Origin of the sequence: Parasedimentitalea psychrophila (assembly GCF_030285785.1) — a bacterium.
In the GTDB taxonomy this organism is placed as follows: Bacteria; Pseudomonadota; Alphaproteobacteria; order Rhodobacterales; family Rhodobacteraceae; genus Parasedimentitalea; species Parasedimentitalea psychrophila.
The window spans coordinates 481,654-505,586 of record NZ_CP127247.1; the positions used below are offsets into that span (position 1 = coordinate 481,654).

The following is a 23,933-nucleotide window of genomic DNA, read 5'->3' on the forward strand; positions in this document are numbered from 1 at the left end:
GCGCCGTTTTGTGAACTCATGAAAGTGCCTTTCCATCCGCTGCGTCAAACAGGTACAGGTCGACAGGATTGGCCCCCAGCAGAATGTTTTCCCCAACAGCTGGCGGATGCCTTCCATCCGCTCTGGCAATCAGTTCACCCTGTTCCGTCGAAACATAAATCAGGGTCTCGGATCCCAGAGGTTCTCTTAGGGTGATTTTCCCCTCAATCAAAATGCACTCGCCACCAATCATCAAGTCATCCGGCCGCACGCCAAGCTGAACTTTGCCCGGATGTAAGTCTGACCAACGGTCTGTGTTGATCCTCTGCCCCGAAGAAAGGCGAAGGCCATCTGATGTTGCCTCGGCCGCTAGCAGGTTCATGGACGGCGCTCCGATGAACTGTGCGACAAAAGTATTGGCGGGATTGTAATAAACCTCCTCTGGGGTGCCGACCTGTTGGATATCGCCGTCCTTCATGATGACGATCCGATCTGCCATGGTCATGGCTTCGACCTGATCGTGGGTGACAAACACAATGGTGTTGCCAACCCGCTGGTGTAGTTTCTTAATCTCCAATCGCATTTGCGTGCGCAGCTGGGCGTCCAGATTGGACAGCGGTTCATCAAACAGAAACACGGCTGGATCACGCACCATGGCTCGGCCAATGGCCACCCGCTGGCGTTGCCCCCCGGACAATTGGGAAGGCTTGCGGTCCAACAGGTTGACCATATCAAGAATAGTAGCAACCTCCTGTATCCGCTCCTCTTTCGCAGCCTTTGACGCCTTGGAAGATCGCAACCCAAAGGCGATATTCTTTTTCACCGACATGTGCGGATAGATCGCGTAATTCTGGAACACCATCGCAATATCGCGTTCCTTCGGCTCCAAATTATTCACCTCACGGTCGCCGATGACGATTGTGCCAGAAGTGGTTTCTTCGAGCCCGGCGATCAAACGCAAGGTTGTTGATTTCCCGCACCCGGAAGGCCCAACAAAAACGACAAACTCTCCATCCTGAACCTCTAGATTGATGCCGTGGAGCACTTCAGTTTTTCCGTAAGATTTCACAAGGTTGCGCAGGGCGAGATTAGCCATAGATCAGTGCTCCGTAAGGGTCGTAAAGGCCTGTTGCAATTGGACAGAGGCGTTGGTTCGGCGCTCAGACCGCTGGTGTTGCATGCTAATCAACGCTGTCAGACCAGCCGAACTGGCCTGTAGCGCCCGTTCCAACGCAGCAGGTGCAGGACCACCGGTTCGATCACGTCGCGCTACGAACTCTTGAGCTGAAACGGCGGTTTCAAATTGAGCCTGGGTCAGAGAGGCCGCCTTCCCCGTTTCAAAAACAAAGGCAGCTGAGAAATCTGCAAACCCATGTGCGAGTGAACTTTTGCGCTCGATAACTGATTTTGCTGTAATTGCAGCAACTTCGTGGGCTTGGCGGAAGCTAAGTCCTTCGTCGCGAACGAGAGTATCGGCAAGCTCTGTGATGGTGATACAGGCCGCATCGGTGGTTTGCGCCACCCGATCTGCATTGATCCCGCAGGCAGGCAGAAACGCCGCAAGCAATTCCAGAACTCTGCCACCACTCTCAAAGGCAGCATATCCGGCTTGTTGCACTTCACCTTCGCTGTCGTTCATATCGGTGAACGGAGTGTTATGCATTGTGTTTACCATCATATCGCAACGTCCCACGGTGACGGAAGCCAAATGGCGCATGTGTTCAATCGGTACCGGGTTTCGTTTTTGCGGCATGATCGAGCTGATCTGGACCAGAGCATTGGGAACATATAGCTGGCCAACCTCGAAGGCCGACCAAAAGGCCATGTCTTGAACCACGCGCCCCAGATGGAGAAACACCAACTTGATCGCTGAATAAAGCCCGGTGATGTAATCAACACTGGCGATGCAGCCGTAGGAGTTGACCAATGGACCTGCAAATCCCAGTAACTCGGCCACACGCTCGCGATTGATTGGAAATCCTGAGGTGGTGATCGCCGCGGCCCCCATAGGACAATGATCTAGCCCGGCAATGGCAGCGTTCAGACGGACAGCATCACGCAGCAAAACCTCGATCACGGCAGCCAAATAGTGGCCAAAGGTCGTCGGCTGGGCCGGTTGACCATGAGTATAGGCGACGATCAACGTGTCTTGCTCTATCTTTGCCTTGTCGATCAATTCTGCAGCCAGTTTGTTGATCTGCGCCAGCATTACCTCTGCCCGCGTTTGCAGCGCCAGCTTGAACAGCGTGTGATCCATATCATTGCGGGAGCGTGCAGTGTGCAAGGCGCCCCCAAGATCCCCCAGACGTCGGCGCAACTCGGCCTCAACCAGAAAAAAATAATCCTCGTACTCGCCGGTATAGCTTAGACCGCTGATGTCAGTGTCAGCTTCGATCCCGATCAGCGCATTGGCGATATCGCGACCTTGTTCGGACGACAAGATCTTAGTTTCCACCAGCATCACCAGGTGCGCCTTGTTCACCGCGCCCATGTAGCCTGCATAGTTGTTCTTGACCCCTTCGAACAAAGGCGCAAGCACAGTGTCCTTATAGACGGGATCCGGGAACACGCTTTTATCAATCATCCTTTGAGCCCTGCCATAACAACGCCGCGAATAATGAAGCGTTGGAAAATCAAAAATACGATGAGAGTTGGAATGGTCGAAATAGCCGCCCCTGTCATGATCAACTCCCAGGCGACATCCGCCTCGTCACCAAAGCCGGACAAGCCAACCGGAATTGTGTACATCTCGGTTGAATTGGTCACGATTAGCGGCCACAAAAATGCGGTCCAGTTGCCCAAAAAGACAAAGATCGCCAGGGCCGCCAAGGCTGGTTTCACCAGCGGCAGTGCGACAGTCCACCAAATCTGCAACTCGTTCAGCCCATCAATTCGGGCGGCTTCGATGAAATCGTCAGGCACAGTTTCAAAAAACTGCTTCATCAGGAAGGTGCCAAACCCTGTCATAAGACCGGGGAACATGATCCCCCAATAGCTATCCAACCACCCAAAAGACTGGCTCATCAAATACCACGGGATCACCAGCATTTCTGTAGGGATCATCAGCGTTGACAAGATGGCAATGAACACAATAGTGCGGCCGGGAAATTTGAATTTGCACAGGGTATAGCCGACCAGACTGTCAAACAGCAGATTGGAAATCGTGGTCAGAACCGCGATGATACCCGAGTTGATAAACCACATGTAGAACCGCCCATCCTCGAGCACAAACATGTAGTTATCTAAAGTTGGCTCAACCGGGATCAGATTCACATTATAGACTTCGTGCGGCCACTTCAGCGAGGTCGAGATCATATAGGCGATGGGCATCACCATCAGCACGCCACCGCCAAACAGGACCAACCAGCGCAGAATTTGCCCCATGTTTCGGTTTGCGGATATTGACTTCTTCGCCATCACCGCAGTTGCGGTGGGCCGGATTATTTCTGTTGTGCTCATGTCAGCTGCTCCTCAGCAGGCGCAGTTGTATCAGACTGACACACATAAGGATGGTGAACAGCACCACGGTCTGCGCGGCAGCATAGCCCATATTGAAACTGTTAAACGCCGTATCATAGATCATCAGAACCAGTGGTTTTGTCGCATTCAGCGGCCCACCAGGATTGTTCGTGGTCATATTGAACACATGGTCAAAGATCCGCAAAAACCCAATCGACGAAAACACCACAATAAACACGATGGTCGGGCGCAGCAGCGGCAGAGTGATCTGTGTCAGCACGACCCACCACCCGACACCGTCAATGCGTGCCGCCTCGTAATAAGAAGTTGGAATGGCGCGGATACCAGCCATGAAAATGATCACCTGAAACCCCAATCCAGCCCAGACCGCAGGGGCCAGAACAGCCGGCAGTGCATTTGTGGTTGAGTTCAGAAATTCAATTTGCGCGATCCCAAAGCTGGCCAGGACATTATTGAACAATCCAATGGGAACCGCTTGATAGAACCAGCGCCAAACCCAAGCCATGGCCACCGCACTTGTCATGAAGGGCAGGAAATACAACATCCGCATAAAACCATGCATGAAGCGGACCTTGTCCAAGTGATAAGCGATCACAAAGGACAGAACCAAGGACACAGGTGTGCCGATCAGAAGATAGGCGAAGGTATTGCGAAACACCTTCCAGAACACCGGATCATTCCACAGTTTGATATAGTTATCAAAACCGGTCCAGGTCCGCGCGCCCAGCAAGTTCCAGTCTTGGAACGAAATCAGAATTGCCGTGCCGGTGGGGTAAAACCGGATCACCGAGTAGAAAACGACCGGCACCGCTAAAAAGGTCCAGGCCCAGACAATCTGTTTCTGTTTGATTGTCAGGTTGCGATAGATGCTCATCGGATGTCCGGTTGTTAAATGGTCAGAAACAGGGAGCTTCCCCAGAGCCTAGGCCCTGGGGAGAAGTTTACTTGGAGTAATATTCGTTCAGGATTTTTTGCTCGGCCTCGGCGGCAATGGCCAGACTTTCGGCAATCGGCTGATTTTCAATATCGGTACGTGCCACCATATCGACCAATACCTGCCGCTGCGAGCTTTCGTTGGCAAAAACTGTCGTGTGTGCGTAGGCTAATCCTTTGATAAATGGCCCAAAAACAGGATCATTGGCGTTGGTCTCGGTTAGCCCAACCGAAGGTTTTGCCGGCAATTCACCCACCACGTCCAGCCAGATCTGCATCGCCGCATCCGAGGTGATATAGGACATGAACTTTAGTGAGGCCTCGTACTTCTCTCCCTCGGCCTTGGTGGTCACTGCATTGACCCAATAAGAGGAATAGTTGGACTGGGTCCCATCAACAGCGGCGGGCAATTCAGCAACGCCCCACTTCAACCCGCGGATTGCCTTAAGCGACCCAATGCGGAATGAGCCGTCGATGTGCATTCCTGCCCTGCCCGCTTTAAACGCGGCTTGGGGTTCATCCATAAAGCCCGAGGCTGTAACCCCGTGCAGCTTTTCCAGATCAGTATAATACTGCAATGCGGCGGCCCCAGCCTCACTGTTGTAGGACACAGTATCGTAGCCATCATTATACGGCGTACCGCCAAACTGGCGGATCAAACCTTCGCGAAACCAATGATGGTCCTGCGCGGTCATGCCAGTGGTAATTCCCACCTGAGTGATATTTCCCGCGCCGTCGCGCTTGGTCAGCTTTTTTGCAACCTCGATCAATTCGTCCAGATCGGCAGGTGGTGCAGTAATACCGGCCTCGTCAAACAGGCGCTGGTTATAAAACAGCGCCAAGCTGCGTACGGCTGTGGGCAGTGCATAATAGGCACCGTCCTTTTTCATCGCCTGAACCATCGGGAAGAAGTCTTTGTCGATTTCCGATGGCGAAAAAGCTTCGACCGGCAGGGGCTGAATCAAGTCGGCAGCGATGTAGTCATTCAACCAACCATAGAACAATTGCACAACGTCCGGGCCTTCTCCTGCAGGAATGGCGGCAGCAACTTTGGTGCGATAATCTGCGTAGGGAAAGTGGGTCATCTTAACAGTAATACCAGGGTTCTCGGCCTCGAACCCCTCAATCAGCTGCTCCATCGCCGTTACGCGGGCATCATAATAATATTGCCAATACTGAATCTCAACGTCTGCAGTGGCCGAAGAGGCAAGCAGTGCTGAGGATGCTGTCAGGCTGGCGACGACCAATCCTTTGAATGTCTTCATCATGGGCTTTCTCCAAGTTGCGTGTCTGGCTCCGCGATAATACCGGAGGTGTGCATCATTTCGCTGTTCTGGAAACCGTATTAACTCAACTTGCTTGAATTATCAAGTTATTTGAGTTAATGCTCTGACATGACTTCATCACCCACCTTAAAGGGCAGCAATGCCGAACGCTCGCGGACCCGAAACAGAATTGCTGTGTTGGGCAAGATTCACCACTCAGGAGAGTTGGGACGGGCGGAATTGGCCCGTGGTTTAGACCTGAGCGTGCAGGCGGTCAGTAATATCATTGCCGACCTGCTTGGGGATGGAATGCTGGTAGAAAAAGGCGCGCGTTCTGCGGGACGCGGGTTGCCGGCGGTGCAATACGGAATAAACCCGACCGGTGGGTATGCGTTGGGCATCGAGATCCGGCCAACGGTGATCTATGCTGCGATGTTAGATCTACTTGGCGACACAGTTTTTACCCATCGCTCCACCATTGGTGATGCACAACCAGATGCGGTCGTTCCAGAGGTGACGCGGCTGCGGGATCTGGCACTGCAAGCTGTACCAAAGGCCAGGGATCGCCTGCTGGGGGCCGGCATCGTAATGCCCGGGCCCTTTGGGGCCACAGGCCTTTCCGGCCGCGAAACGGATTTACCCAACTGGCAAAATGTCAATCCAACTGAACTGTTCCAAACGGCACTCAACCTGCCAATTGAAGTCAGCAACGACGCCAACGCCGCTGCCATGTCTGAACGCATATCTGGATGCGCTCAAGGCTTGGGCAGTTTTGGGTACTTATACTTTGGCAGTGGACTTGGCCTTGGGCTGGTCAGTCAGGGTCACTTGATCCGTGGTGCGTTTGGCAACGCAGGCGAGATTGGCCACATCCCAGTGCCAACGCCGCGGGGCTCGGCCCCTCTGGAAACCCGGCTCAGCAGAATGTCAGTCCAGCATCACCTGGAGTTGGCAGGCCAGGAAGACGTTGATTTCGAAGCTCTTGAAGCACTGTATGTCCAGTCGAACCCTGATCTGATGACGTGGTTACGTTCAGCAACAGATGCCTTGGGTCACGCGACACAAATTATCGAAAACATCTTTGATCCGCGTACCATTATTCTGGGCGGGGCCATGCCCGAGACAATCCTACAGCATCTGGTAAACAATGTGGTCCTGAACAGCGCATCAGTATCCCAGCGGAATGACAACTCTCAACCGCGTCTTCAGTGTGGCGCGTCTGGACGGCTGGTTGCCACTTTAGGGGCTGCTGCGTTGATCCTGAACAGGCGCCTCACACCCAACGCCGCCGACCTATAATTAAAACCCATCTCAGTGGAGCCCCTATGTCTTTGACCGATCCCGAGCGCCTGGCGGCTGAACGTTTGACGCCACAGATTTTGCAGCTTTGGCGTGCCCTCGTGCCATTGAAGTCAGTAATTTCGTTCATGAGTACCGGCGCACACCCCGACGATGAAAAGTCTGACATACTGGCGGCACTGTCTTTCCGCGATGGGTTTGACCTTAGCTATGCTTGCTCAACGCGGGGAGAAGGCGGGCAAAATGATATCGGTACCGAAGCAAGTGAGGCACTGGGCACCCTGCGCACGGCCGAAATGGAACGCGCCTGTGATATCCTGAACATGCGCATGTACTGGCACTGCGAGGACCCGCAAGACAGTATTTTCGATTTTGGGTTCTCCAAGTCTGGAGTCGAAACTCTTGGAAAATGGGGCCACAAACGACTGTTAAAGCGGTTTGTCGAGATCGTCCGAACTGAGCGCCCTGATATCATGTGTCCGACCTTCTTGGATGTCCCGGGGCAACATGGGCATCATCGCGCGATGACCCAAGCCGCCTTCGAAGTCACGAGTTTGGCGGCAGATCCGAACTACGCAGAAAGCGACCTACCGGTCTGGCAGGTCAGAAAACTCTACCTGCCAGCCTTTTCCGGCGCAGGCCAGGCCTATGACGACGATCTACCGCCACCGCCGGTGACGCTGACAGTCCAGGTCAAGGGGGTCGAGCCGCACACCGGCTGGAGCTTTGCCCGGATCGGACAGCAGAGTCGAGCGTTCCATTTGACCCAGGCAATGGGGCGTTGGGTTTCAGCGGACGACGAAAAGGACTGGCCACTCCATTTGGCGCAAAGCCATGTTGCTGGACCCGACACAGATCTGCATTCGGGGCTTGCGTCCACTCTGGCTGATATCGATGAGCCTGCGCTGAACCCTGTCCTCCGCGAAGCTCAGAATAATATTACGGCCGCTATAGCAGCCTTTCCTGATGGGGCGAAAATTCTGCCACTGGCCTGTTCTGCATTGCGCTACATCCGCGATGCAATCCAGGTTTGCCCTGACCAAGCCCGTGGAGACATTCTGCACAAACTGACCCGCAAAGAGACGCAGCTATCACACTTGATCACAATTGCCGCCGGTGTCCAGGTCCATGCCCGTCTCGACAAGTCCTACTTAAATGCGGGTGATGGAGTTGAGATAACAACCGAATTGCGTCCAGGCATGGTCGAGACCATCGCTGTCAAATCAGCATTGCCGAAGGGGTGGTCACAGGATCAAAACAGGCTCATCACGACGGTGGATGTGCAGGTCACAGACCCCTACCCTTCGTTCTATCTGCCAGACACACCCAGGTTGCCCTGCATCGAGGCAAGTCTAGTGGTGCATGGCGAACAAATTGTCCGCCGGTTTGCATTTGAGACTCCGCCGGTTGTACTGCCTGCTTATTCAGCAGCGATCACCCCCGATGCAGATGTTATCAACTCGGCAGTGGCAGATCGCACGCTGACGATAGCGGTAAAAGACATTTTTCCGCCAACGGCAAAGGTCTCGCTCTTGCTTCCGGACCACTGGCAGGCAACCAAGACAGAGACTGGATTCATTGTGACAGCCCCTGACGATGTCTCCGAAGGCCGATACAGCCTCGGGCTGTTACTGGATGGCCGACCTGCGCAGCAAGTCCGTAAGATCAAATACTCTCACATTGATCCACGTGCAGTTATCAGCCCGGCAGAATTGAGCATTCAAGTCGTTCACGTGGCGCTTCCAGATGTGCGGGTTGGCTACATTGGCGGTGGCAATGATCGGGTTGATCATTGGCTCGACCGGCTGGGCGTCGATGTTGCTGCCGTTAGCGACGACAATCTCAAAAGTGACACCGCGCTTGCAAGGTTTGACACTTTGGTCATTGGAATTTTTGCCCTAAAGTTTCGCGACGGTTTGGCGGAGCAAATGCCGCGATTGCATAGATGGTGCGAACGAGGCGGCACTTTGCTGACCCTATACCACCGGCCATGGGACAATTGGGATCCGGACCGCAGCCCACCCCGACCGCTTGAAATTGGCCAACCATCGCTTCGCTGGCGGGTTACAGATGAGACGGCAAAGGTCGACGTTCTGCAACCAAATTCTCCACTGATGACCCGTCCAAACCAAATCACAGACGCCGACTGGGAGAACTGGCAAAAAGAACGCGGGTTGTATTTTGCCAAACAATGGGATCCGGCTTATCTTCCTATTTTGTCAATGGCAGACCCCAAAGAGCAGCCTTTGCAAGGCGCGCTTCTTTGCGCAGATATTGGCAAGGGCCGGCACATTCATACTTCGCTTATCCTACATCATCAGATGGAAAAAACCACTCCGGGTGCCTTTCGGATAATGGCCAACCTGCTGGCAAAACGGGACGTTTTATGACCATCGATGCGTTTGCAAAATTGATGGTGCTGTCATGTGTGGACGGCTCCGGTTGCGCAAGGGTTGATTTGAACTGATTTTGATCGTTGCAGGTTGCGGTAATGTGTTCGGCCTTTGTTTGCGGTTCATATAACCGCTGGCCCCCCTTTCGGCAGATTGCTTCGCAATCGCCTGCCGGGCAGTGGATGAAGTCCGCTTGCCAGGTCCCAATCAGACCAGCGAGCATTATAGCCCAGACAGCACCTCGGGGTGTCCCGGCGGCGGTTCCTTTCGATCATCATCACTCACGTCTGCCCTTGCATCTCATCGCGGCGTAGTCAGGCGCCGCATGTACCTCCTTCGTTCAGATGGCCGGTGTGGCCTTGTAGCTTTCTCCCTTGGCGAGCAGCGCCCATGCGGTACGGGCGGTCTTGTCGGCGATGGCGACGGTGACAATCCGGGTCGGCTTGCGCTCCAGGAATGATCGGACCCAAGCGCCCGTTCGGGTGTCAGTGGTTGGCGCCTGCCGTGTGACGGAGGTGGCACCGACATCCAGCAACCGGCGCAGGTAGCCGTTCCCCATCTTCGAAAAATGCCCGAGCTAATCCTTGCCCCCCGACGAATTTTGTCTGGCCCAAGGCCGAGGTAAGCTGCAAACTGTCGGCCGGATTTGAAGACAGTCGGATCGGGCACGCTGGCAGCTAGCGCTGTCGCCGTGATAAGGCCGACAGCCGGGATTGTCTCGAGCCGTTGGCTCGCAGCGTTATGCCGATGCCACGCCAGAAGTTGGCGCTCAATCTTACGGACTTCTTGTTCCAAGCCGTTGAGTTGTGTCGCCAAAGCCTGGAGAGCAGACAGGGCTGTCTCGGGCAATTTGATATCACCTTCATCTGTTAGGCAAATGACAAGTTCAGCAACCTTTCGGCCCCCTGTGCGGCGATGATCCCAAATTCGGCGAAGTACGCACGGATGGCATTCAGGATCATCGTGCGCTGTCGCATCAGCAAGTCACGAGACCGGTGCAGCACAAGAACGCCCTGTTGCTCCTCGGTCTTGATGGGCACGAACCGCATGTTCGGTCGCATGACAGCCTCGCAGATGGCTTCCGCATCTGCAGCATCGTTCTTTTGCCGTTTGACGTATGGCTTTACATAGGCGGGCGGGATCAACCGCACATCATGTCCAAGCGCCGCAATCTCACGCGCCCAATGATGCGATGTGGCACAGGCCTCCATGCCGATCAAGCAGGGTTCCAGTTTCGACAGGAAATTCAGAACAGCGCCACGGCGCAGCTTCTTTTGCAAAACCACGACGCCATTTGTGTCTATGCCGTGAATTTGAAAAACGGACTTGGCGAGATCAATCCCGAGTGTTGTAATACACATTGTGGATGGCTCTTTCTCTCTGTTGGTTCTTAACAGAACCAGCATGGCACATTGCGATGCCGTTCCGGTGGAGCCGTCCACACCATCAGACCAATTCGAACTGGTCTCAGTTTACCGCCAAAAACAGGAACCTATACTGAACAAAGTTGACACCACTTGGCGAGAGCGGCGGTGCGGTTGAGCCTGAAACTGTCGCATAAAGAAAAGAGGCGTTCCTGATTGAAGTGGTTGCAGGCCGACGAGTGGACCGAGACGAATTTCTGTAAACTTCGCATACGACGAAAGCGCAGCATTGCCCGTTCTCGTCGTCGAAACGGAAGGTGGGAATTCTCAGCGTGGTTATTCAGCCAACGGCCGGTTTCTTGTCGGTCAGCATTGCCGATGACCTTCATCACGGCGCCGTAAGACCGCAGTAGATCGGTCACAATGACATGTGGCGGACCAAAGCGCTTCATTGTTTTTCTGAGGAATTTCAATGCCGCTTTGCGGTCACGGCGCTTGGTGACATGGCTTTCAAGCACCTCGTCCTCGTGATCCACGGCCTGCCCGCCTCAAGTCGATTTCCTCTGCCAGGGCATCTGGAAACGCTAAGTGCGCCGCCTGCCCTCTTCAACCAAGTTTTGTCTCACTGGCCCAGCTGGAAAGCTTGAGCTGAAAATCTCGGAAGTATCAGGGTGGCCAAGGGTTCGTTCCGGATATTTTGCCATCATTCCTTCAAATTGCGCTTGTGCTTTTTTCTGAGCTGACGCGTTGTCGACACCGTTGATCTCACGATTTCTCATCACAAATACACCCGCAATCATCACATCACTTACATCGCGGCCACAGCCGTTCAAAAGGATGGTCTGGATCGGGTCGATGAGTTGCCCCATGGCAGGATCGTCCAATCGGATCACATTGAGATCGGCGGCTGAACCGGGTTGAAGACGACCAAGGTCGGATCGGCCAAGCGCATCGGCCCCGCCGACCGTCGCAGCAGAGTATAGATCCGCGGCAGTGGCCGCGCCGGGATTTTCTTCGGCAATCCGTGCCGTCATCACGCCCAAAGCCATGTTGGCGATCATGTCCGGTGGGTGCGTGTCGGTACCAAGTCCGATACCGACACCGAGATCGCGGAACTTTCGGAACGACTTCATGATCCGCCCGCCACGGGCCATCACCAATGGGCAATGGGCCAATGCGGCTCCTGAATTCACCAGGATCGACGTATCGGGCGCGTCATAGGCGATTCCATTCAGTCCAGACAGGAAAAGGCCGTGCGGCAGCACTGTCTTGTCATTGAAGAAATGCACATCGCGCAGCAACTCCAGCGGACTTTTACCGTGTTGGGCCAGAACCTTGTCATATTCCATCCGGCTTTGGCAGCAGTGCAGCCTGACAGGTATATCCAGCGCACGACCAAGCTCGCCGGTGCGCAAAAGCAGTTCGGGCGTGCAGGTCTCAATTCGATCAGGGGCAAGCATGGTGCGGATCAGACCCTTGGCGCGGCCCTCGAACTGTTCAGCAAATCGCTCGGCTTGCGCAAGGCCGGCCAACCCTTTTTCTTCATCATAGTGAAATGAAATATCTCCACTGACGTCGTCGACAACCAGGTTTCCGGTTCGGTAGGCAGGGCCAAGATAAACCCGGAGTCCGAGCTCTTCTGCGGCCTGTGCGGCCTGAGCAAACTCTTCGTAGGTCTCACCCCAGGCACGATAGAACAGCGAGGCGATCGGCAGCGCCGTGGTGATCCCGTTCCTAATCAACCGGCTGAATGCATAGCGCTTTTGAAAAGCCAGTTCGTCCGGGGAATACATTTCCCTGGGCCCGGCATCGATATAACTTTGTGGCCAGACGCGGCCTTTTCGTTCGGGCGGTTGATTGTCGTATCCCAGAACCGTGGTGTCGAGATCACCAAGGGCATCCAGATCGACAAAGCCGGGACCAATCAGGGCGGCGCCGAATTCGACCGTTTCGGCAACGTCACCGTCAAATTGGTAGCCCACATGCAGGACCTTGTCGCCCTCAACCACGACCACGCCATTGCGGTACATGCAATGGGCACCGTCTTGGTGACCAACAACCCAATCGGCCGTCATCAAAATCCGCTTCATGCCGGTTGATACTCCGTCTCAACGACGCCGTTTCGCGCAACGATCCGCCCTTTGGAGACCACAAGCCGCCGTTCTGGCCGCAATGCGACGATGTCAGACAGGCCGAGACCGTCAATCAGCACCAAATCGGCGGATCCCCCTTCAATCAAGCCATATCCATCAAGCCCCATAACCCGCGCGCCTTGGGTGGTGCAGGTCTCCAGGGCCCAACCGACTTCCTCATCGGCCCGGAAATTATTGCGCAGCCCCACCAGCATAGCGCGCTCCAGCATGTCGCCGTTGCCATAGGGGGTCCAGGTGTCGCGGATGCCGTCAGATCCGGCACAGATCGCAATGCCCAGGTCACGACATGCAGCGACAGATGGCACCGGGCGCGAGGGCGGCGCGGTCGTTGCCAGCGAAACATCGAGGCGCGCAATCCATTCCATCAATCCCTGCACCCGCGCTTGATCGGGCATGCCGAGACAAAAGGCGTGGCTGACGGTGACCCTGCCCTGCATGGCCATAGATTCGGTCCGCTCAAGGATCATTTCAAGGCTGAATGCCCCCATCTCGCCCGGCTCATGCAAGTGGATGTCTATGGGTTTTCCGTGTTTTTCAGCCAGGGCAAAAACAGCGTCCAGATGGCCTTTGGGGTCACGGTCAATACCGCAAGGGTCGAGCCCTCCCACCACATCCGCTCCGTTCGCCAGCGCTGTGTCCATCAGCGCCTCGGTGCCAGGGCGGATCATCATGCCCGATTGCGGAAAGGCAACGATTTCGATGTCGATGACGTCCAAATAGCGCTGACGGGTCGCCACCACACCGTCAAACATTGCCAATTCGTGGTCAGTGTCGATATCCACATGGCTGCGAATTGCCGTTGTCCCCTTGGCCATGGTCATGGCCACATGACGCGCCGACTGGCGGGCTGGATCCATGTCCAGATCCCGGCGCAGGCTCCGTTCATTTGCGATCATGCTGCCAAGAGTCTTGCCCTGCTCGTGCCTATGCCAGGGCATCCCCCAAAGCGTCTTGTCGAGGTGAGTATGAGCCTCGACCAATCCCGGAATGGCAATGGCGCCGCAGCCGTCCTCGACCTGCACCCCCGGCGCTTCAATCGCCGACGCAATTCGCTTGATGCGGCCATTTTCGATCAGGATATCGACGCTGTCGCCAGCCATCGGGCGTATGTTTCTAATCAACAAAGGTTGGGTCATCGGAGATCTCTGTCAAACCTCGCCAATACTGGCGAGCCGGGTTTCGGGGATATTTTTGAGGCGGGGAAAGGCATAGGCGCCAACTTTAGATGTGCGCAGGCCGACGTTCACGAACGCCTCGGCCATGCAAACGGAGAAGGCAAGACCGTCGATCACGGGCACGCCTGCCGCGGCTGATAGGGTTTCCAGATGCGTGCTCATTCCGGCACAGCCAAGGATCACTGCTTCGGCGCCGTCTTCGGCAACCGCCAGACGCATAGTCTCGGCTACTTTCCTGACCGCCTGCTCGGACTGGCATTCCAGATCCAGCACCGGGACATCGGCGGCTCGAATGCTGCGCAGTCCACGCCCGGTTCCGTACCGGTCCGCCAGCTCTTCGATGATCGGAATCGAGCGCGGCAGTGTCGTGACCACGGAATAGCGTTTGGCAATGCCCGCCGCGGCGATGAAGGCTGCTTCGCACAGACCAATCACCGGCCCGAGGGCCACTTCGCGCGCCGCATCAAGGCCAGGATCGTCAAAGCAGGCAATAATATGCGCCACCGCTCCATTGCGCTCGGCTTCGATGACAGCGTCGAGCATCGCAGCAACTGAGCGCGCTTCGTCGGCGTAGCCTTCGATGCTCGCGGGGGTGCCAAAGGCAGATTGGGCGATGATTTTTGTGCCCGGGCTACAGGCGGCAATGGCAGTACGACGGATTCCATCCGTCATTGACGCGGACGAGTTTGGGTTAATGACGTGGAGTTTCATACAGTACCGCTCGCTTTAATTCCGGGCCTGGGCTCGGTCGGGGGCTTTAGTTGGAATTGGTTGTCCGACACAATGTAGTTGTCGGCATGAAGCCGGGCGATCGGCTGATAGACGTCGGGGCGCACATGGCGGCCGTTTTCGTGCATGCAGTCGTCACGAACATGCATCTGCAAGACTTGCCCAAGAATGATCGAGCGGCGGTCATAACGGATGGTTTCAACCACCTTGCATTCCATTGCGCAGGGACTCTCGGCAATCCGACCGCCCCGCACCTGTTGCGCCGGCACCCATGTCAGCCCCGCAGTGGCAATCTCGTCCACATCAGGTTCATAGCTTACACCGCAGTCGATCATCGCCTCTGACAAACTCAGGTCCACCATATTGACGACGAATTCGCCATCCTCTTCAATATTTACGACTGTATCCTTTTTCGTCCCGTCAGGACGTGACTGAATACCAAGAATGATGATCGGCGGCTCTTGCGAAAAAACGTTGAAAAAGCTCATTGGGGCGGCGTTTGGCACTCCGGCGGGTGACAATGTCGTGACCAGCGCAATCGGTCGCGGAACGATAAAACTGACCAGTAACCGGTAGCGGTCTTCGGCAGGAAGCTGGGTGAAATCAAAATCCATATCTACTCCGCCGCCTGCAGGGACCAATAGGGCAAACGCCCTTCATCAGCGGCATGGCAAGCTGAACGCGCACCATCACTGCGCGTCGCAAGGGTTGGGGCCGTTTGTTTGCAGCGATCATTGGCAAACACACAGCGTGGGTGGAAGGTGCACCCTGATGGGGGTGATATCGGGTTGGGGACTTCACCCGCCACTGGCTCATGTTCAGGCGCCCCCACATCCAGTTTCGGCACGGTCTCCATCAGCAACCGGGTGTAGGGGTGTTGCGGATTGTGGAATATCTGCTCGCGCGGGCCGATCTCGACAATCCGACCCAAATACATCACCGCCAGATATTCAGCCATGAACCAGACCACGGCAAGGTCATGGCTGATGAAAACATAGCTCAGACCGAATTCGTCCTGCAAGTCCTTCATCAAATTCAGAATTTGGCTCTGAACACTCACGTCAAGGGCCGAAGTCGGCTCATCACAGATCAGCAACTCGGGCTTTGTCGTAAGCGCTCGGGCGATCGACAGGCGTTGGCGCTGACCACCGGAAAATTCATGAGGGAATTTCGCGCCATCGGCGGGTTGCAGGCCAACCTGCGACAGCAGTTTCCCGACGGCCTGTTCAACTTCGGCATTGGTTTTGCAAATACCGAAATTACGCAAAGGCTCGCCAATGATATCGCGAACCCGCCAACGCGGGTTCAACGAGGCGTAGGGGTCCTGAAATATCATCTGCATCCGTCGCCGCAATTCCGGCGGCTTGCCGGCGGGCATCTGACCAATTGCCTGCCCGTCAAAGGTGATTTCGCCCTCGTCGGTCTGATAAAGCCCCATCAATAGTCGCGCGACGGTGGACTTTCCGCATCCGGATTCCCCGACAATGGCAAATGTCGATCCTTTGGGGACGTCGAAACTGACCTGATCCACAGCAGTGAGCGTCTGACGCTGCTTGCCTTCAAGCAGACGGTTCAGCAGCGGTGCCGAGACGTCAAACCGTTTGCTAATGCCATCGACCTTCAGCAGGGGGTCCCTATTGGTAGTCGTCATTGTTCATCCCCCTCATATAGGAAACAGGCAACACGGGTGTCGCCCTTAAGTGTTATTGATGGGCGGGATACAGAGCATATTTCCATAGCTTTTGAACAGCGTGGCGCAAAGGCACATCCGGGGGCGGGGTTGCGCAGGCCGGGCATAGCGCCAGCGATTTGGGTCAACCGATGGGCCGGGGCGCCCACTTGCGGGATCGAGTTCATCAGACCTCTGGAATAGGGGTGTAGCGGCGCTTTGATGACTTGTGCCACATCGCCAATTTCGACAAGCCGTCCTGCATACATCACCACCACCCTGTCGGCGGTTTCGGCAATCACTCCCATATCGTGTGTGACCAAGACAACGGCCGTGTTGTGCTCTCGGCAGAGCCGCCGCAGAAGGGCAAGGATCTGGGCCTGAACCGAGACATCAAGTGCCGTCGTAGGTTCATCCGCGATGATAAGTTTTGGTTCAGAACAAAGCGCCAGTGCAATCACAACCCGTTGCCGCATGCCGCCGGAAAACTGGTGCGGATACTGGTTAAACCGCAGTTCCGGGGCCGGAATGCCAACGTCCGTGAGCCATTTAATTCCGCGCACTCTGGCTTCTTTTTTGCTCAGGCCAAGATTCACTTGCATCGTGTCGACCAACTGTTCACCGACGGTGTAAACCGGGTTAAGGCTGGTCAGCGGGTCCTGGAAGATTGACCCTATCTGGCGGCCTCGGATGCGCCGCATCTGTTCGCGTGGCAAGTTGTCGATGCGTTTCCCATCCAGCAGAATTTGGCCGGCGCGGATATAGCCTGGTGGTTCAATCAATCCAGTGATTGCGGCCGCTGTGATGGATTTACCAGCGCCGGATTCACCGACCAGACCAAGAATTTGTCCTTCTTCAAGGTTCAACGTCAGATTTTTGACAGCTTCAAGCGGGCCGCGGCGAGTCGGGAATTCAACAACAATGTCTTCGATACTCAGAAGGCTCATGGGTTACCTCAGCGGAGTTTTGGGTTGAGAGCGTCACGTAGCCAGTCGCCCAAAAGGTTGACCGACAACACCAGCGCCGCGAGCGTGGCCGCCGGGAATATCACGACCCACCAGATGCCAGAAAACAAATATTCATTGCCAATCTGAATGAGCGTGCCCAGCGATGGCTGCGTCGCAGGCATGCCAACCCCCAGAAAACTGAGTGTCGCCTCTGTCAGAACCGCCATACCAAGGTTGATAGTGGCTAGGACAAGGACCGGCCCCATTACGTTCGGCAGAATATGGCGCAGCATGATGCCGCCCGATCCGGTGCCCAGTGTGCGCGCTGCTTCGATGTATTCCTTACTGCGCTCTACCATGGTGGAACCGCGCACCGTACGGGCATACTGAACCCAGTTGGTGAGACCAATCGACAAGATCAGCACCAACAAGGCGGAATCCGCGTGTGCGGACTGCGGCAATATTCCGCGTAGAATGCCATTGATCATCAGCGCCACAAGAATGGGCGGAAAGCTAAGCAATACGTCGGCTATCCGCATCAGAACGGCATCAACAAACCCGCCAAGAAACCCACCGATCAGACCAGACAAAACCCCGATGAAGGCCGCCAGGAAGACGCTGGAAAATCCGACGATAAGCGAAATACGCAATCCATAGATGATCGAAGACAGCACATCACGTGCCTGGGTGTCAGTACCCAAAAGATAGTTCGACTGGCCGCCGTCGACCCAAGCCGGAGGCAATTCGCTGTCAAACAAGCTTAACTGTGCAATATCGAAGGGATCGTGGGGCGAAACCAAGGGCGCAAACAACGCCGACAGCATCATGAGTGCAAGCACCGTCGCTGAAAAAACCGCGACGCGGGATTTCCGAAAGCTGTAGGCGATATCGCTGTCCCAGACTGTATAGAGTTTTTGTGTAAGTACCGACATCCGGGCCTCCTCAGACGCCACGGCTGGCGGAGGGGCGTTCCATCCGCAAGCGTGGGTCAACAACGTGATAGAGCAGGTCAACAATCGTGTTGATGACCACAAAGATCAGGGAAACCAGCACCAGATAAGCGGCCATCACTGGCACATCGGTGAAGTTGACTGCCTGAATAAACAAGAACCCCATTCCAGGCCACTGAAACACCGTTTCCGTAATAATTGCAAAAGCGATCAGCCCGCCAAGTTGCAGACCGAAAATCGTCATTACCGGGATCAGTGTGTTCTTCAACGCGTATTTGAAGTTCACAATGCGGTTCGGGATGCCGCGGGCATGGGCAAATTTTATATAGTCGGTGCGCAACACTTCAAGCATCTCTGCGCGCACCAGACGCATGATCAATGTCATTTGAAATAACGCGAGCATGACCGAGGGAAGGACCAGTGCCTTGAGACCCGCGACTGTCAGAAATCCAGTCGTCCACCAGCCCAGATCAACCACTTCACCGCGTCCGAAACTTGGCAGCCAGTGGAGATTCACAGAGAAAATCAAGATGAGCAGGATGCCGGTGACAAAAGTTGGCACCGAGATTCCAAGCAGAGAGATGATCTGCAATCCTTGGCTTATCCAGCCGCTTGGGTTTAGCGCGGTATAGATCCCCAGCGGTATGCCCAGCATCAAGGACAGAAGTGCCGCCACAAGAACAAGTTCCGCGGTCGCGGGGAAACGTTCCACCAGAAGATCCGAAACCGGCCTATTGTTGCGGTAGGACTGTCCGAAATCACCCTGCGCAACGTTCGAAATGAACCGCCCGTATTGCACCAGGAATGGATCGTTGAGACCGAGCTTTTGCGACATCTCGGCCCTGTCCTGTTCGGTTGCATCTTCGGGCAGAAGGTTGGTGATCGGGTCGCCCAGAAATCGAAACATCAAAAAGGCGATGGACGCCACAACCAACATTACCAGCGCAGCCTGCACCAATCGGCGAATTAAGAAAGCTAGCATGGCAATCTCCGTTGACAGAAAGTAGTGGCGGGCCCCCACAAGAGCCCGCCTTGGTGATCAGTTCGCGATCTGCGCCAGCCACAAGCGTGGCTTATCGTCAGCGGTCTGCGGAATTTCCACCACATCGCGCGCAGCCCAGGACAACGGCTGCTGATGAAGCGGCAACCAGGCCAATTCGTCGTCGGCGATTTTCAGCGCTGCAATCGTCATCTCAACCCGTTTGTCCGCATCAAGCTCGACAGCAACGGCTGTGGTCAGGCGGTCCACCTCCGGGTTGGAATAGCCACCGGGATTCCAGGTGCCATATTGCCCCTCAGGGGTGTGCAGCATCGCAGACAGAACGCTGAAGCCATCCAGCATCGGCAAAGTTGCCCAACCGAGCATGAACATATCGGTTTCACCCGCACGTGCACGTTGGAAATGCAGAGACTTGGTTTCCGTGGTCAAAGCAACTTCAATCCCGACACGCGCCATCATTGCAGACAGCGCCTGACAAATTTCCGCGTCGTTGACATAACGGTCGTTCGGGCAGTTCATTGCCAGCCGGAAACCATCAGCGTAACCGGCTTCGGCCAGTTTGGCCTTGGCCGCTTCGGGGTCGTATGCCGAAATTGCGTCAACCTCGGCGTCGAAGCCAGACACATCTGGTGCCACCAATGTGCCGGCACTACGCGATGTACCACGCATTATTTTCTCGTGCAGCAGATCGTAGCTGATCGACTCGGCAATCGCTTGGCGAACGCGCAAATCTTTCAGAGGATTACCGTCGGCATCCGAGTTGTTGAGTGTATCGCTAAGGTTGAAACCCATCATGATGGTGCGCAAACCCGGTGCTTGCATCACCTTGATACCGTCCGTGCCTGCAATCCTGCGCGCATCTTGCAACGGCGACGGGAAAATCATGTCAAGCTCACCAGAAAGCAGTGCAGCAACCCGTGTGGCATCGGAATTGATTGGGTTCAACTCGATCTGTGTCAGGTTGTGCACCGGCTCATCCCACCAGCCTTCGTTGACGGTCAACACCGTCTTGGCATCAGGCGTACGGGATTTCAGGATAAACGGACCGGTCCCATTGGCGTTCGAGGTGGTGTAGCCTTCTTCGCCTTTTTGCGCGTCGATTGGGTCCAGCGAATCGTGTTCTTCGAGCCAACCACGGTCCATGATGTAAATGTTGGTCAGGTAATTGTTCAGCAGCGGCGAGGGACCTTCGAGAGTGATATCCACCGTGAAGTCGTCGACTGCGACCGCGCCAATGACCCCGGCCATGTTGCCACGAACCGGCGAATCCGGATGGATCGCGCGATTGATCGATGCCACGACATCTTCGGCAGTGAATTCTTGTCCGTCGTGGAACGTTACACCTTCGCGCAGATGATAACGTGCAGTGGTTTCACTTACCCATTCCCATTCCGTGGCAAGTGCAGGTTCGGTTCCCAGCGAGGCGTCATAGCGCACGAGAGGTTCATAGACATGGTGCAAAAAGGCGACAGTGAAACTGTCGGTCATGGAATGTGGATCCATACCATACAAATCGCCGCTTGAACCGAGTCTGAATGTTTCCGCACTCGCGCCCCCGACGTTGAGTGCCATCGCGGAGACGGCCGCAAGTACTAGCCCAGATGTTTTCATAACTTCCTCCCTGGAATGTGAAGCCGGGATCACCCGACATTTACGCAACGTACATAGATAGAAATTTTTGTCCACAATTATTGTTAACAATTTTTGTTGACGAAATTTTCTGTATTTGCAATTGTCTGAAATGCGAAGCCATGCGATCCGATAATCATTCGGCATGCAGTGCGGAATGAGTTAAGGAGGTCGGACTAGGTAATGGAAATAGACGCAAAATCTACAGAGATGGGTATCTACGAACGGATATGGGCGGCCATAGCCGAGCGTAAACTTCCACCCGGCACTCGTCTGAAAGAAGAACGACTGTGCGAAATATTCAACGTTAGCCGACCCCGCATTCGCCGCGCATTGGATCAATTGGGTCATGATGGGCTGGTCAAGCACATTCCGCACCGTGGCGCCTTTGTTGCAACACCTTCGATCGACGAAGCGCGTGATGTTTTGTACACTCGTCAGGTCATCGAGCCTGGGATACTTCGTGCCCTCACCGAGCGAATTACACCAAACAAGATCAAAACCTTGCGCGACCATGTCGCCCAAGAGCGAGAAGCACATTCCACGGGTGAAAATGCGGCAATCATCCGGCTCTCAGGCGCTTTTCACCTGTTGCTGGCCGAACTCGCCGAAACACCGATCCTGACCGATGTGCTGCGTGACCTTGTGTCAAAGAGCACCCTTGTGACCGCCGTTTATCAACCCAAATCGGTGTCACAATGCGGCCCGGATGAACATGAAGACATCATTCACCACCTTCAGCAGGGCGACACTCTCGGAGCGATTGCCTCTATGGACCATCACCTCAGAGATATCGAAACCCAGTTGAATTTGGCGCAATCCGCAGATGACGCCAAGTTGCAGGCCGACCTGTTGAGCAACGCATTTTCAGAAGACACATAGCATGACAACACTATATATCGCCGGTGCCACAGCCATCACCATGAACCAAGAACGCCGAGTGATCGATGACGCGGTGCTGGTGGTGACCGACGACAGGATAACGGCCGTTGGCACCGCTACAGAGATCGAAATTCCGCCGGGTGCAGAGATCATCGACGCGCACGGCATGATCGCCCTGCCGGGCCTGATCGATAGCCACGCTCATGCCGGGCACGGATTGACCCGCAATCTTGGCGCAGGAGATGTCGCTGCCTGGTTTGATGTTTGCGAGGCATTTTACACCCGCGCCTCCACCGCTGATTTTTGGCGTGCCGAAGCGCGGTTAAGTGCAATGGAGCGCCTGAAAGCCGGGATCACCACCTGCACGATGTTGCTTGGCGGTGGCAGCGACCACTACCGTACCGAAACGACAGAAGCTGGCGATCTACATTGCGCTGCCACGCGCGAATTCGGTCTTCGTACCAATCTGGCGGTCGGACCAAACCAGCCCCCCTTCCCCAAAAAATATCGCAGCCTCGACCTGTCCCAAGACATCGACGTGAGCTTTGAGCAACAGCTGGAAACCTGCCGCGCGCTGATCGAAAGCCATAATGACCTTTTGGACAAAGGCACCGGCATTTGCCTTATCATGCCGGTCTATCAACCAGATGAGTACGCGCAGAACCCGGACGAAATCCGCTCAATGTGCAACGACGTCATGGCGCTTCGAGACGAATTCGGCGTTCTATTCACACAGGATGGCCATCGAAACGGATCCATCGCGTTGGCAGAGACTCTTGGATTGTGTGGCCCGGATTCTTATTTTTCGCACAGCGTTGATCTGACGTCTGAGGACATGGAAGCCGCTTTGCGCACAAACACTGCGATCGTACACAACCCGTCGGCCATCATGTCCATTTACGGCCGCTGCCCAGTTCCCGAATTGCTGGAGATGGGCGTCAATGTTGCGCTTGGATCAGATGCCGCCGCCCCTGACAGGGGCTACGACATGTTTCGCCATATGGCCCAATGCCTGCACTATCATCGCCGTCACTTTCGTGACCCGGCGGTATTGATGCCAAAGCAAGTTATCGAAATGTGTACAATTAACGCCGCCAAAGTGCTCGGACTTGAGACGGAACTCGGCTCATTGGAAGTCGGCAAGAAAGCCGATATCGTGCTGCTTGACCGTCAAAAAGCCCATCTATTCCCACCGATGATGCCGCTGACAACCGTTGCTCAGTTTGCCAATGCCGCGGATGTCGACACGGTCATCGTCAACGGAAAAATCTGCATGCGGAACAGAAGCATACTTGTGGACGAAGCAGAGGTTCTGGCGAGCGCAGCAGCAGAACTTGATAAGGCACTCAGGCGAACCGGGCTACTTCACTTGCTCGTCGAATAGGCTAGAAGGTGCTGTTAAACGGATGCGTGGACAGAGACGAATTTCTGCAATGTACGCATGCTCCGAAAGCCCAACATCGCCCGTTCTCGTCGTCGAAACGGCCCCTTCTCGTGGTTTGCTAACAAACCACTGCCAGGCAGTGAGTGAGAATTCTCGCACCGATTGTTCATCCAACGACCAGTTTCCTGCTTCTGTGCATTGCCTATGACTTTCATGGCAGCACCGTAGGATCGAAGTTTGTCCGTCACGATGACATGCGGGTTCCCATAGCGTTTCATGATTTTTCGTAGAAATTTCAACGCCGTCTTGCGATCCCTGCGTTTAGTGCCAAAGGTTTCTAACACTTCACCTTCGTGATCCACAGCACGCCAAAGATAGTGCATCTCGCCGTTGATCTTCACGAAAACCTCGTCCAGGTGCCATTGCCAATTGGAATGGGCGCGCACCTGCTGGATACGATTGCTGCGGATCTCCGCGGCGAACAACGGGCCGAACCGATTCCACCAGAAACGGACTGTCTCGTGACTGATATCAATCCCTCGCTCGTGCAACAGGTCTTCGACATTTCGGAGGGAGAGAGGGAACCATACGTACATCATCACCACCAAGCGAATGATCTCGGGGCTGCTATGAAAGTACTTGAAAGGATCACGTTTCGTCATCCTGGAACGCTACAAATTCGCTCCGCCCGCCTCAAGCAGA

Annotated in this window: 18 protein-coding genes and 3 pseudogenes; 4 read left to right on the forward strand and 17 right to left on the reverse strand. The window is 55.1% G+C overall.

The genetic code is table 11. The annotated features are described in order from the left end of the window. Window positions 1-16 precede the first annotated feature (16 nt). The 5 genes from QPJ95_RS02410 to QPJ95_RS02430 all read right to left on the reverse strand — a co-directional run bounded on the left by QPJ95_RS02410 (window position 17) and on the right by QPJ95_RS02430 (window position 5,660). Window positions 17-1,075 (reverse strand): ABC transporter ATP-binding protein, encoded by a 1,059-nt coding sequence (locus QPJ95_RS02410; RefSeq protein ID WP_270918231.1) that lies wholly within the window; start codon window positions 1,073-1,075, stop codon window positions 17-19. Between the two features lie 3 nt (window positions 1,076-1,078). Next, window positions 1,079-2,563 (reverse strand): argininosuccinate lyase, encoded by a 1,485-nt coding sequence (argH, locus tag QPJ95_RS02415; protein ID WP_270918232.1) that lies wholly within the window; start codon window positions 2,561-2,563, stop codon window positions 1,079-1,081. Continuing rightward, entirely contained in the window at window positions 2,560-3,396 is an 837-nt protein-coding gene (locus tag QPJ95_RS02420) for a carbohydrate ABC transporter permease (RefSeq protein WP_390923758.1), read from the reverse strand. The genes argH and QPJ95_RS02420 overlap by 4 nt, the downstream gene beginning before the upstream one ends. Before the next feature lie 43 nt (window positions 3,397-3,439). Then, on the reverse strand, window positions 3,440-4,333 hold the full coding sequence (locus QPJ95_RS02425; protein ID WP_270918234.1) for a carbohydrate ABC transporter permease: 894 nt from the start codon (window positions 4,331-4,333) through the stop codon (window positions 3,440-3,442). A gap of 67 nt (window positions 4,334-4,400) precedes the next feature. After that, window positions 4,401-5,660: an extracellular solute-binding protein gene (locus QPJ95_RS02430; protein ID WP_270918235.1), complete on the reverse strand. Its 1,260-nt coding sequence runs from the start codon at window positions 5,658-5,660 to the stop codon at window positions 4,401-4,403. A gap of 126 nt (window positions 5,661-5,786) precedes the next feature. Between QPJ95_RS02430 and QPJ95_RS02435 the strand changes: the two genes are divergently transcribed. Continuing rightward, window positions 5,787-6,956 (forward strand): ROK family transcriptional regulator, encoded by a 1,170-nt coding sequence (locus QPJ95_RS02435; protein ID WP_270918236.1) that lies wholly within the window; start codon window positions 5,787-5,789, stop codon window positions 6,954-6,956. Between the two features lie 26 nt (window positions 6,957-6,982). After that, the gene (locus QPJ95_RS02440; protein ID WP_286018236.1) at window positions 6,983-9,346 is read left to right on the forward strand and encodes a PIG-L family deacetylase; all 2,364 of its coding nucleotides are present in this window, start codon (window positions 6,983-6,985) and stop codon (window positions 9,344-9,346) included. 343 nt (window positions 9,347-9,689) lie between these two features. Here QPJ95_RS02440 and QPJ95_RS02445 read toward each other — a convergent pair. From QPJ95_RS02445 to QPJ95_RS02495, 11 genes and pseudogenes are all read right to left on the reverse strand, one after another. Then, window positions 9,690-10,710 (reverse strand): annotated as a pseudogene (locus QPJ95_RS02445) (IS110 family transposase). Between the two features lie 131 nt (window positions 10,711-10,841). Continuing rightward, window positions 10,842-11,255 (reverse strand): annotated as a pseudogene (locus QPJ95_RS02450) (DDE-type integrase/transposase/recombinase); the annotation flags it as partial. 42 nt (window positions 11,256-11,297) lie between these two features. After that, on the reverse strand, window positions 11,298-12,803 hold the full coding sequence (locus QPJ95_RS02455) for a chlorohydrolase family protein (protein ID WP_270918237.1): 1,506 nt from the start codon (window positions 12,801-12,803) through the stop codon (window positions 11,298-11,300). Then, a complete protein-coding gene (locus QPJ95_RS02460) occupies window positions 12,800-13,966 on the reverse strand; it encodes an amidohydrolase family protein (RefSeq protein WP_390923760.1) in 1,167 nt (388 codons plus the stop codon). Before QPJ95_RS02460 ends, QPJ95_RS02455 begins: the two co-directional genes overlap by 4 nt. Before the next feature lie 48 nt (window positions 13,967-14,014). Continuing rightward, window positions 14,015-14,752, reverse strand: coding sequence for an aspartate/glutamate racemase family protein (locus QPJ95_RS02465; protein WP_270918239.1), 738 nt, complete (start codon window positions 14,750-14,752; stop codon window positions 14,015-14,017). After that, the gene (locus QPJ95_RS02470) at window positions 14,749-15,384 is read right to left on the reverse strand and encodes a flavin reductase family protein (protein ID WP_270918240.1); all 636 of its coding nucleotides are present in this window, start codon (window positions 15,382-15,384) and stop codon (window positions 14,749-14,751) included. Before QPJ95_RS02470 ends, QPJ95_RS02465 begins: the two co-directional genes overlap by 4 nt. Window positions 15,385-15,386: 2 nt before the next feature. Beyond that, complete coding sequence (locus QPJ95_RS02475; RefSeq protein WP_270918241.1) at window positions 15,387-16,421, reverse strand: ABC transporter ATP-binding protein; 1,035 nt, start codon at window positions 16,419-16,421, stop codon at window positions 15,387-15,389. Next, window positions 16,418-17,386, reverse strand: a complete 969-nt coding sequence (locus tag QPJ95_RS02480) for an ABC transporter ATP-binding protein (RefSeq protein WP_270918242.1) — start codon at window positions 17,384-17,386, stop codon at window positions 16,418-16,420. The genes QPJ95_RS02475 and QPJ95_RS02480 overlap by 4 nt, the downstream gene beginning before the upstream one ends. Before the next feature lie 8 nt (window positions 17,387-17,394). Then, window positions 17,395-18,318 carry an ABC transporter permease gene (locus tag QPJ95_RS02485; protein WP_270918243.1) on the reverse strand — a complete coding sequence of 308 codons (924 nt, stop codon included), beginning with the start codon at window positions 18,316-18,318 and terminating at the stop codon, window positions 17,395-17,397. Window positions 18,319-18,328: 10 nt separating this feature from the next. Then, on the reverse strand, window positions 18,329-19,318 hold the full coding sequence (locus tag QPJ95_RS02490; protein WP_270918399.1) for an ABC transporter permease: 990 nt from the start codon (window positions 19,316-19,318) through the stop codon (window positions 18,329-18,331). 57 nt (window positions 19,319-19,375) lie between these two features. After that, window positions 19,376-20,947 (reverse strand): ABC transporter substrate-binding protein, encoded by a 1,572-nt coding sequence (locus tag QPJ95_RS02495; protein ID WP_270918244.1) that lies wholly within the window; start codon window positions 20,945-20,947, stop codon window positions 19,376-19,378. 201 nt (window positions 20,948-21,148) lie between these two features. On the opposite strand from QPJ95_RS02495, the gene QPJ95_RS02500 reads away from it, so the two are divergent. Next, complete coding sequence (locus QPJ95_RS02500; protein ID WP_270918245.1) at window positions 21,149-21,847, forward strand: GntR family transcriptional regulator; 699 nt, start codon at window positions 21,149-21,151, stop codon at window positions 21,845-21,847. 1 nt (window position 21,848) lies between these two features. Then, window positions 21,849-23,231 carry an amidohydrolase family protein gene (locus QPJ95_RS02505; RefSeq protein ID WP_270918246.1) on the forward strand — a complete coding sequence of 461 codons (1,383 nt, stop codon included), beginning with the start codon at window positions 21,849-21,851 and terminating at the stop codon, window positions 23,229-23,231. 17 nt (window positions 23,232-23,248) lie between these two features. Here the strand turns inward: QPJ95_RS02505 and QPJ95_RS02510 are convergent. Next, window positions 23,249-23,893: pseudogene (locus QPJ95_RS02510) on the reverse strand (IS6 family transposase); the annotation flags it as partial. Window positions 23,894-23,933: the final 40 nt, after the last annotated feature.

Coding starts and splice junctions, on each gene's coding strand:
- QPJ95_RS02500 (WP_270918245.1), top strand. CDS start 21,149: ATGGAAATAGACGCAAAATCTACAGAGATGGGTATCTACGAACGGATA.
- QPJ95_RS02490 (WP_270918399.1), bottom strand. CDS start 19,318: ATGCTAGCTTTCTTAATTCGCCGATTGGTGCAGGCTGCGCTGGTAATG.
- QPJ95_RS02435 (WP_270918236.1), top strand. CDS start 5,787: ATGACTTCATCACCCACCTTAAAGGGCAGCAATGCCGAACGCTCGCGG.
- QPJ95_RS02505 (WP_270918246.1), top strand. CDS start 21,849: ATGACAACACTATATATCGCCGGTGCCACAGCCATCACCATGAACCAA.
- QPJ95_RS02420 (WP_390923758.1), bottom strand. CDS start 3,396: ATGGCGAAGAAGTCAATATCCGCAAACCGAAACATGGGGCAAATTCTG.
- QPJ95_RS02495 (WP_270918244.1), bottom strand. CDS start 20,947: ATGAAAACATCTGGGCTAGTACTTGCGGCCGTCTCCGCGATGGCACTC.
- QPJ95_RS02440 (WP_286018236.1), top strand. CDS start 6,983: ATGTCTTTGACCGATCCCGAGCGCCTGGCGGCTGAACGTTTGACGCCA.
- QPJ95_RS02485 (WP_270918243.1), bottom strand. CDS start 18,318: ATGTCGGTACTTACACAAAAACTCTATACAGTCTGGGACAGCGATATC.
- QPJ95_RS02425 (WP_270918234.1), bottom strand. CDS start 4,333: ATGAGCATCTATCGCAACCTGACAATCAAACAGAAACAGATTGTCTGG.
- QPJ95_RS02430 (WP_270918235.1), bottom strand. CDS start 5,660: ATGATGAAGACATTCAAAGGATTGGTCGTCGCCAGCCTGACAGCATCC.
- QPJ95_RS02480 (WP_270918242.1), bottom strand. CDS start 17,386: ATGAGCCTTCTGAGTATCGAAGACATTGTTGTTGAATTCCCGACTCGC.
- QPJ95_RS02460 (WP_390923760.1), bottom strand. CDS start 13,966: ATGGCTGGCGACAGCGTCGATATCCTGATCGAAAATGGCCGCATCAAG.
- QPJ95_RS02470 (WP_270918240.1), bottom strand. CDS start 15,384: ATGGATTTTGATTTCACCCAGCTTCCTGCCGAAGACCGCTACCGGTTA.
- QPJ95_RS02455 (WP_270918237.1), bottom strand. CDS start 12,803: ATGAAGCGGATTTTGATGACGGCCGATTGGGTTGTTGGTCACCAAGAC.
- QPJ95_RS02475 (WP_270918241.1), bottom strand. CDS start 16,421: ATGACGACTACCAATAGGGACCCCCTGCTGAAGGTCGATGGCATTAGC.
- QPJ95_RS02410 (WP_270918231.1), bottom strand. CDS start 1,075: ATGGCTAATCTCGCCCTGCGCAACCTTGTGAAATCTTACGGAAAAACT.
- argH (WP_270918232.1), bottom strand. CDS start 2,563: ATGATTGATAAAAGCGTGTTCCCGGATCCCGTCTATAAGGACACTGTG.
- QPJ95_RS02465 (WP_270918239.1), bottom strand. CDS start 14,752: ATGAAACTCCACGTCATTAACCCAAACTCGTCCGCGTCAATGACGGAT.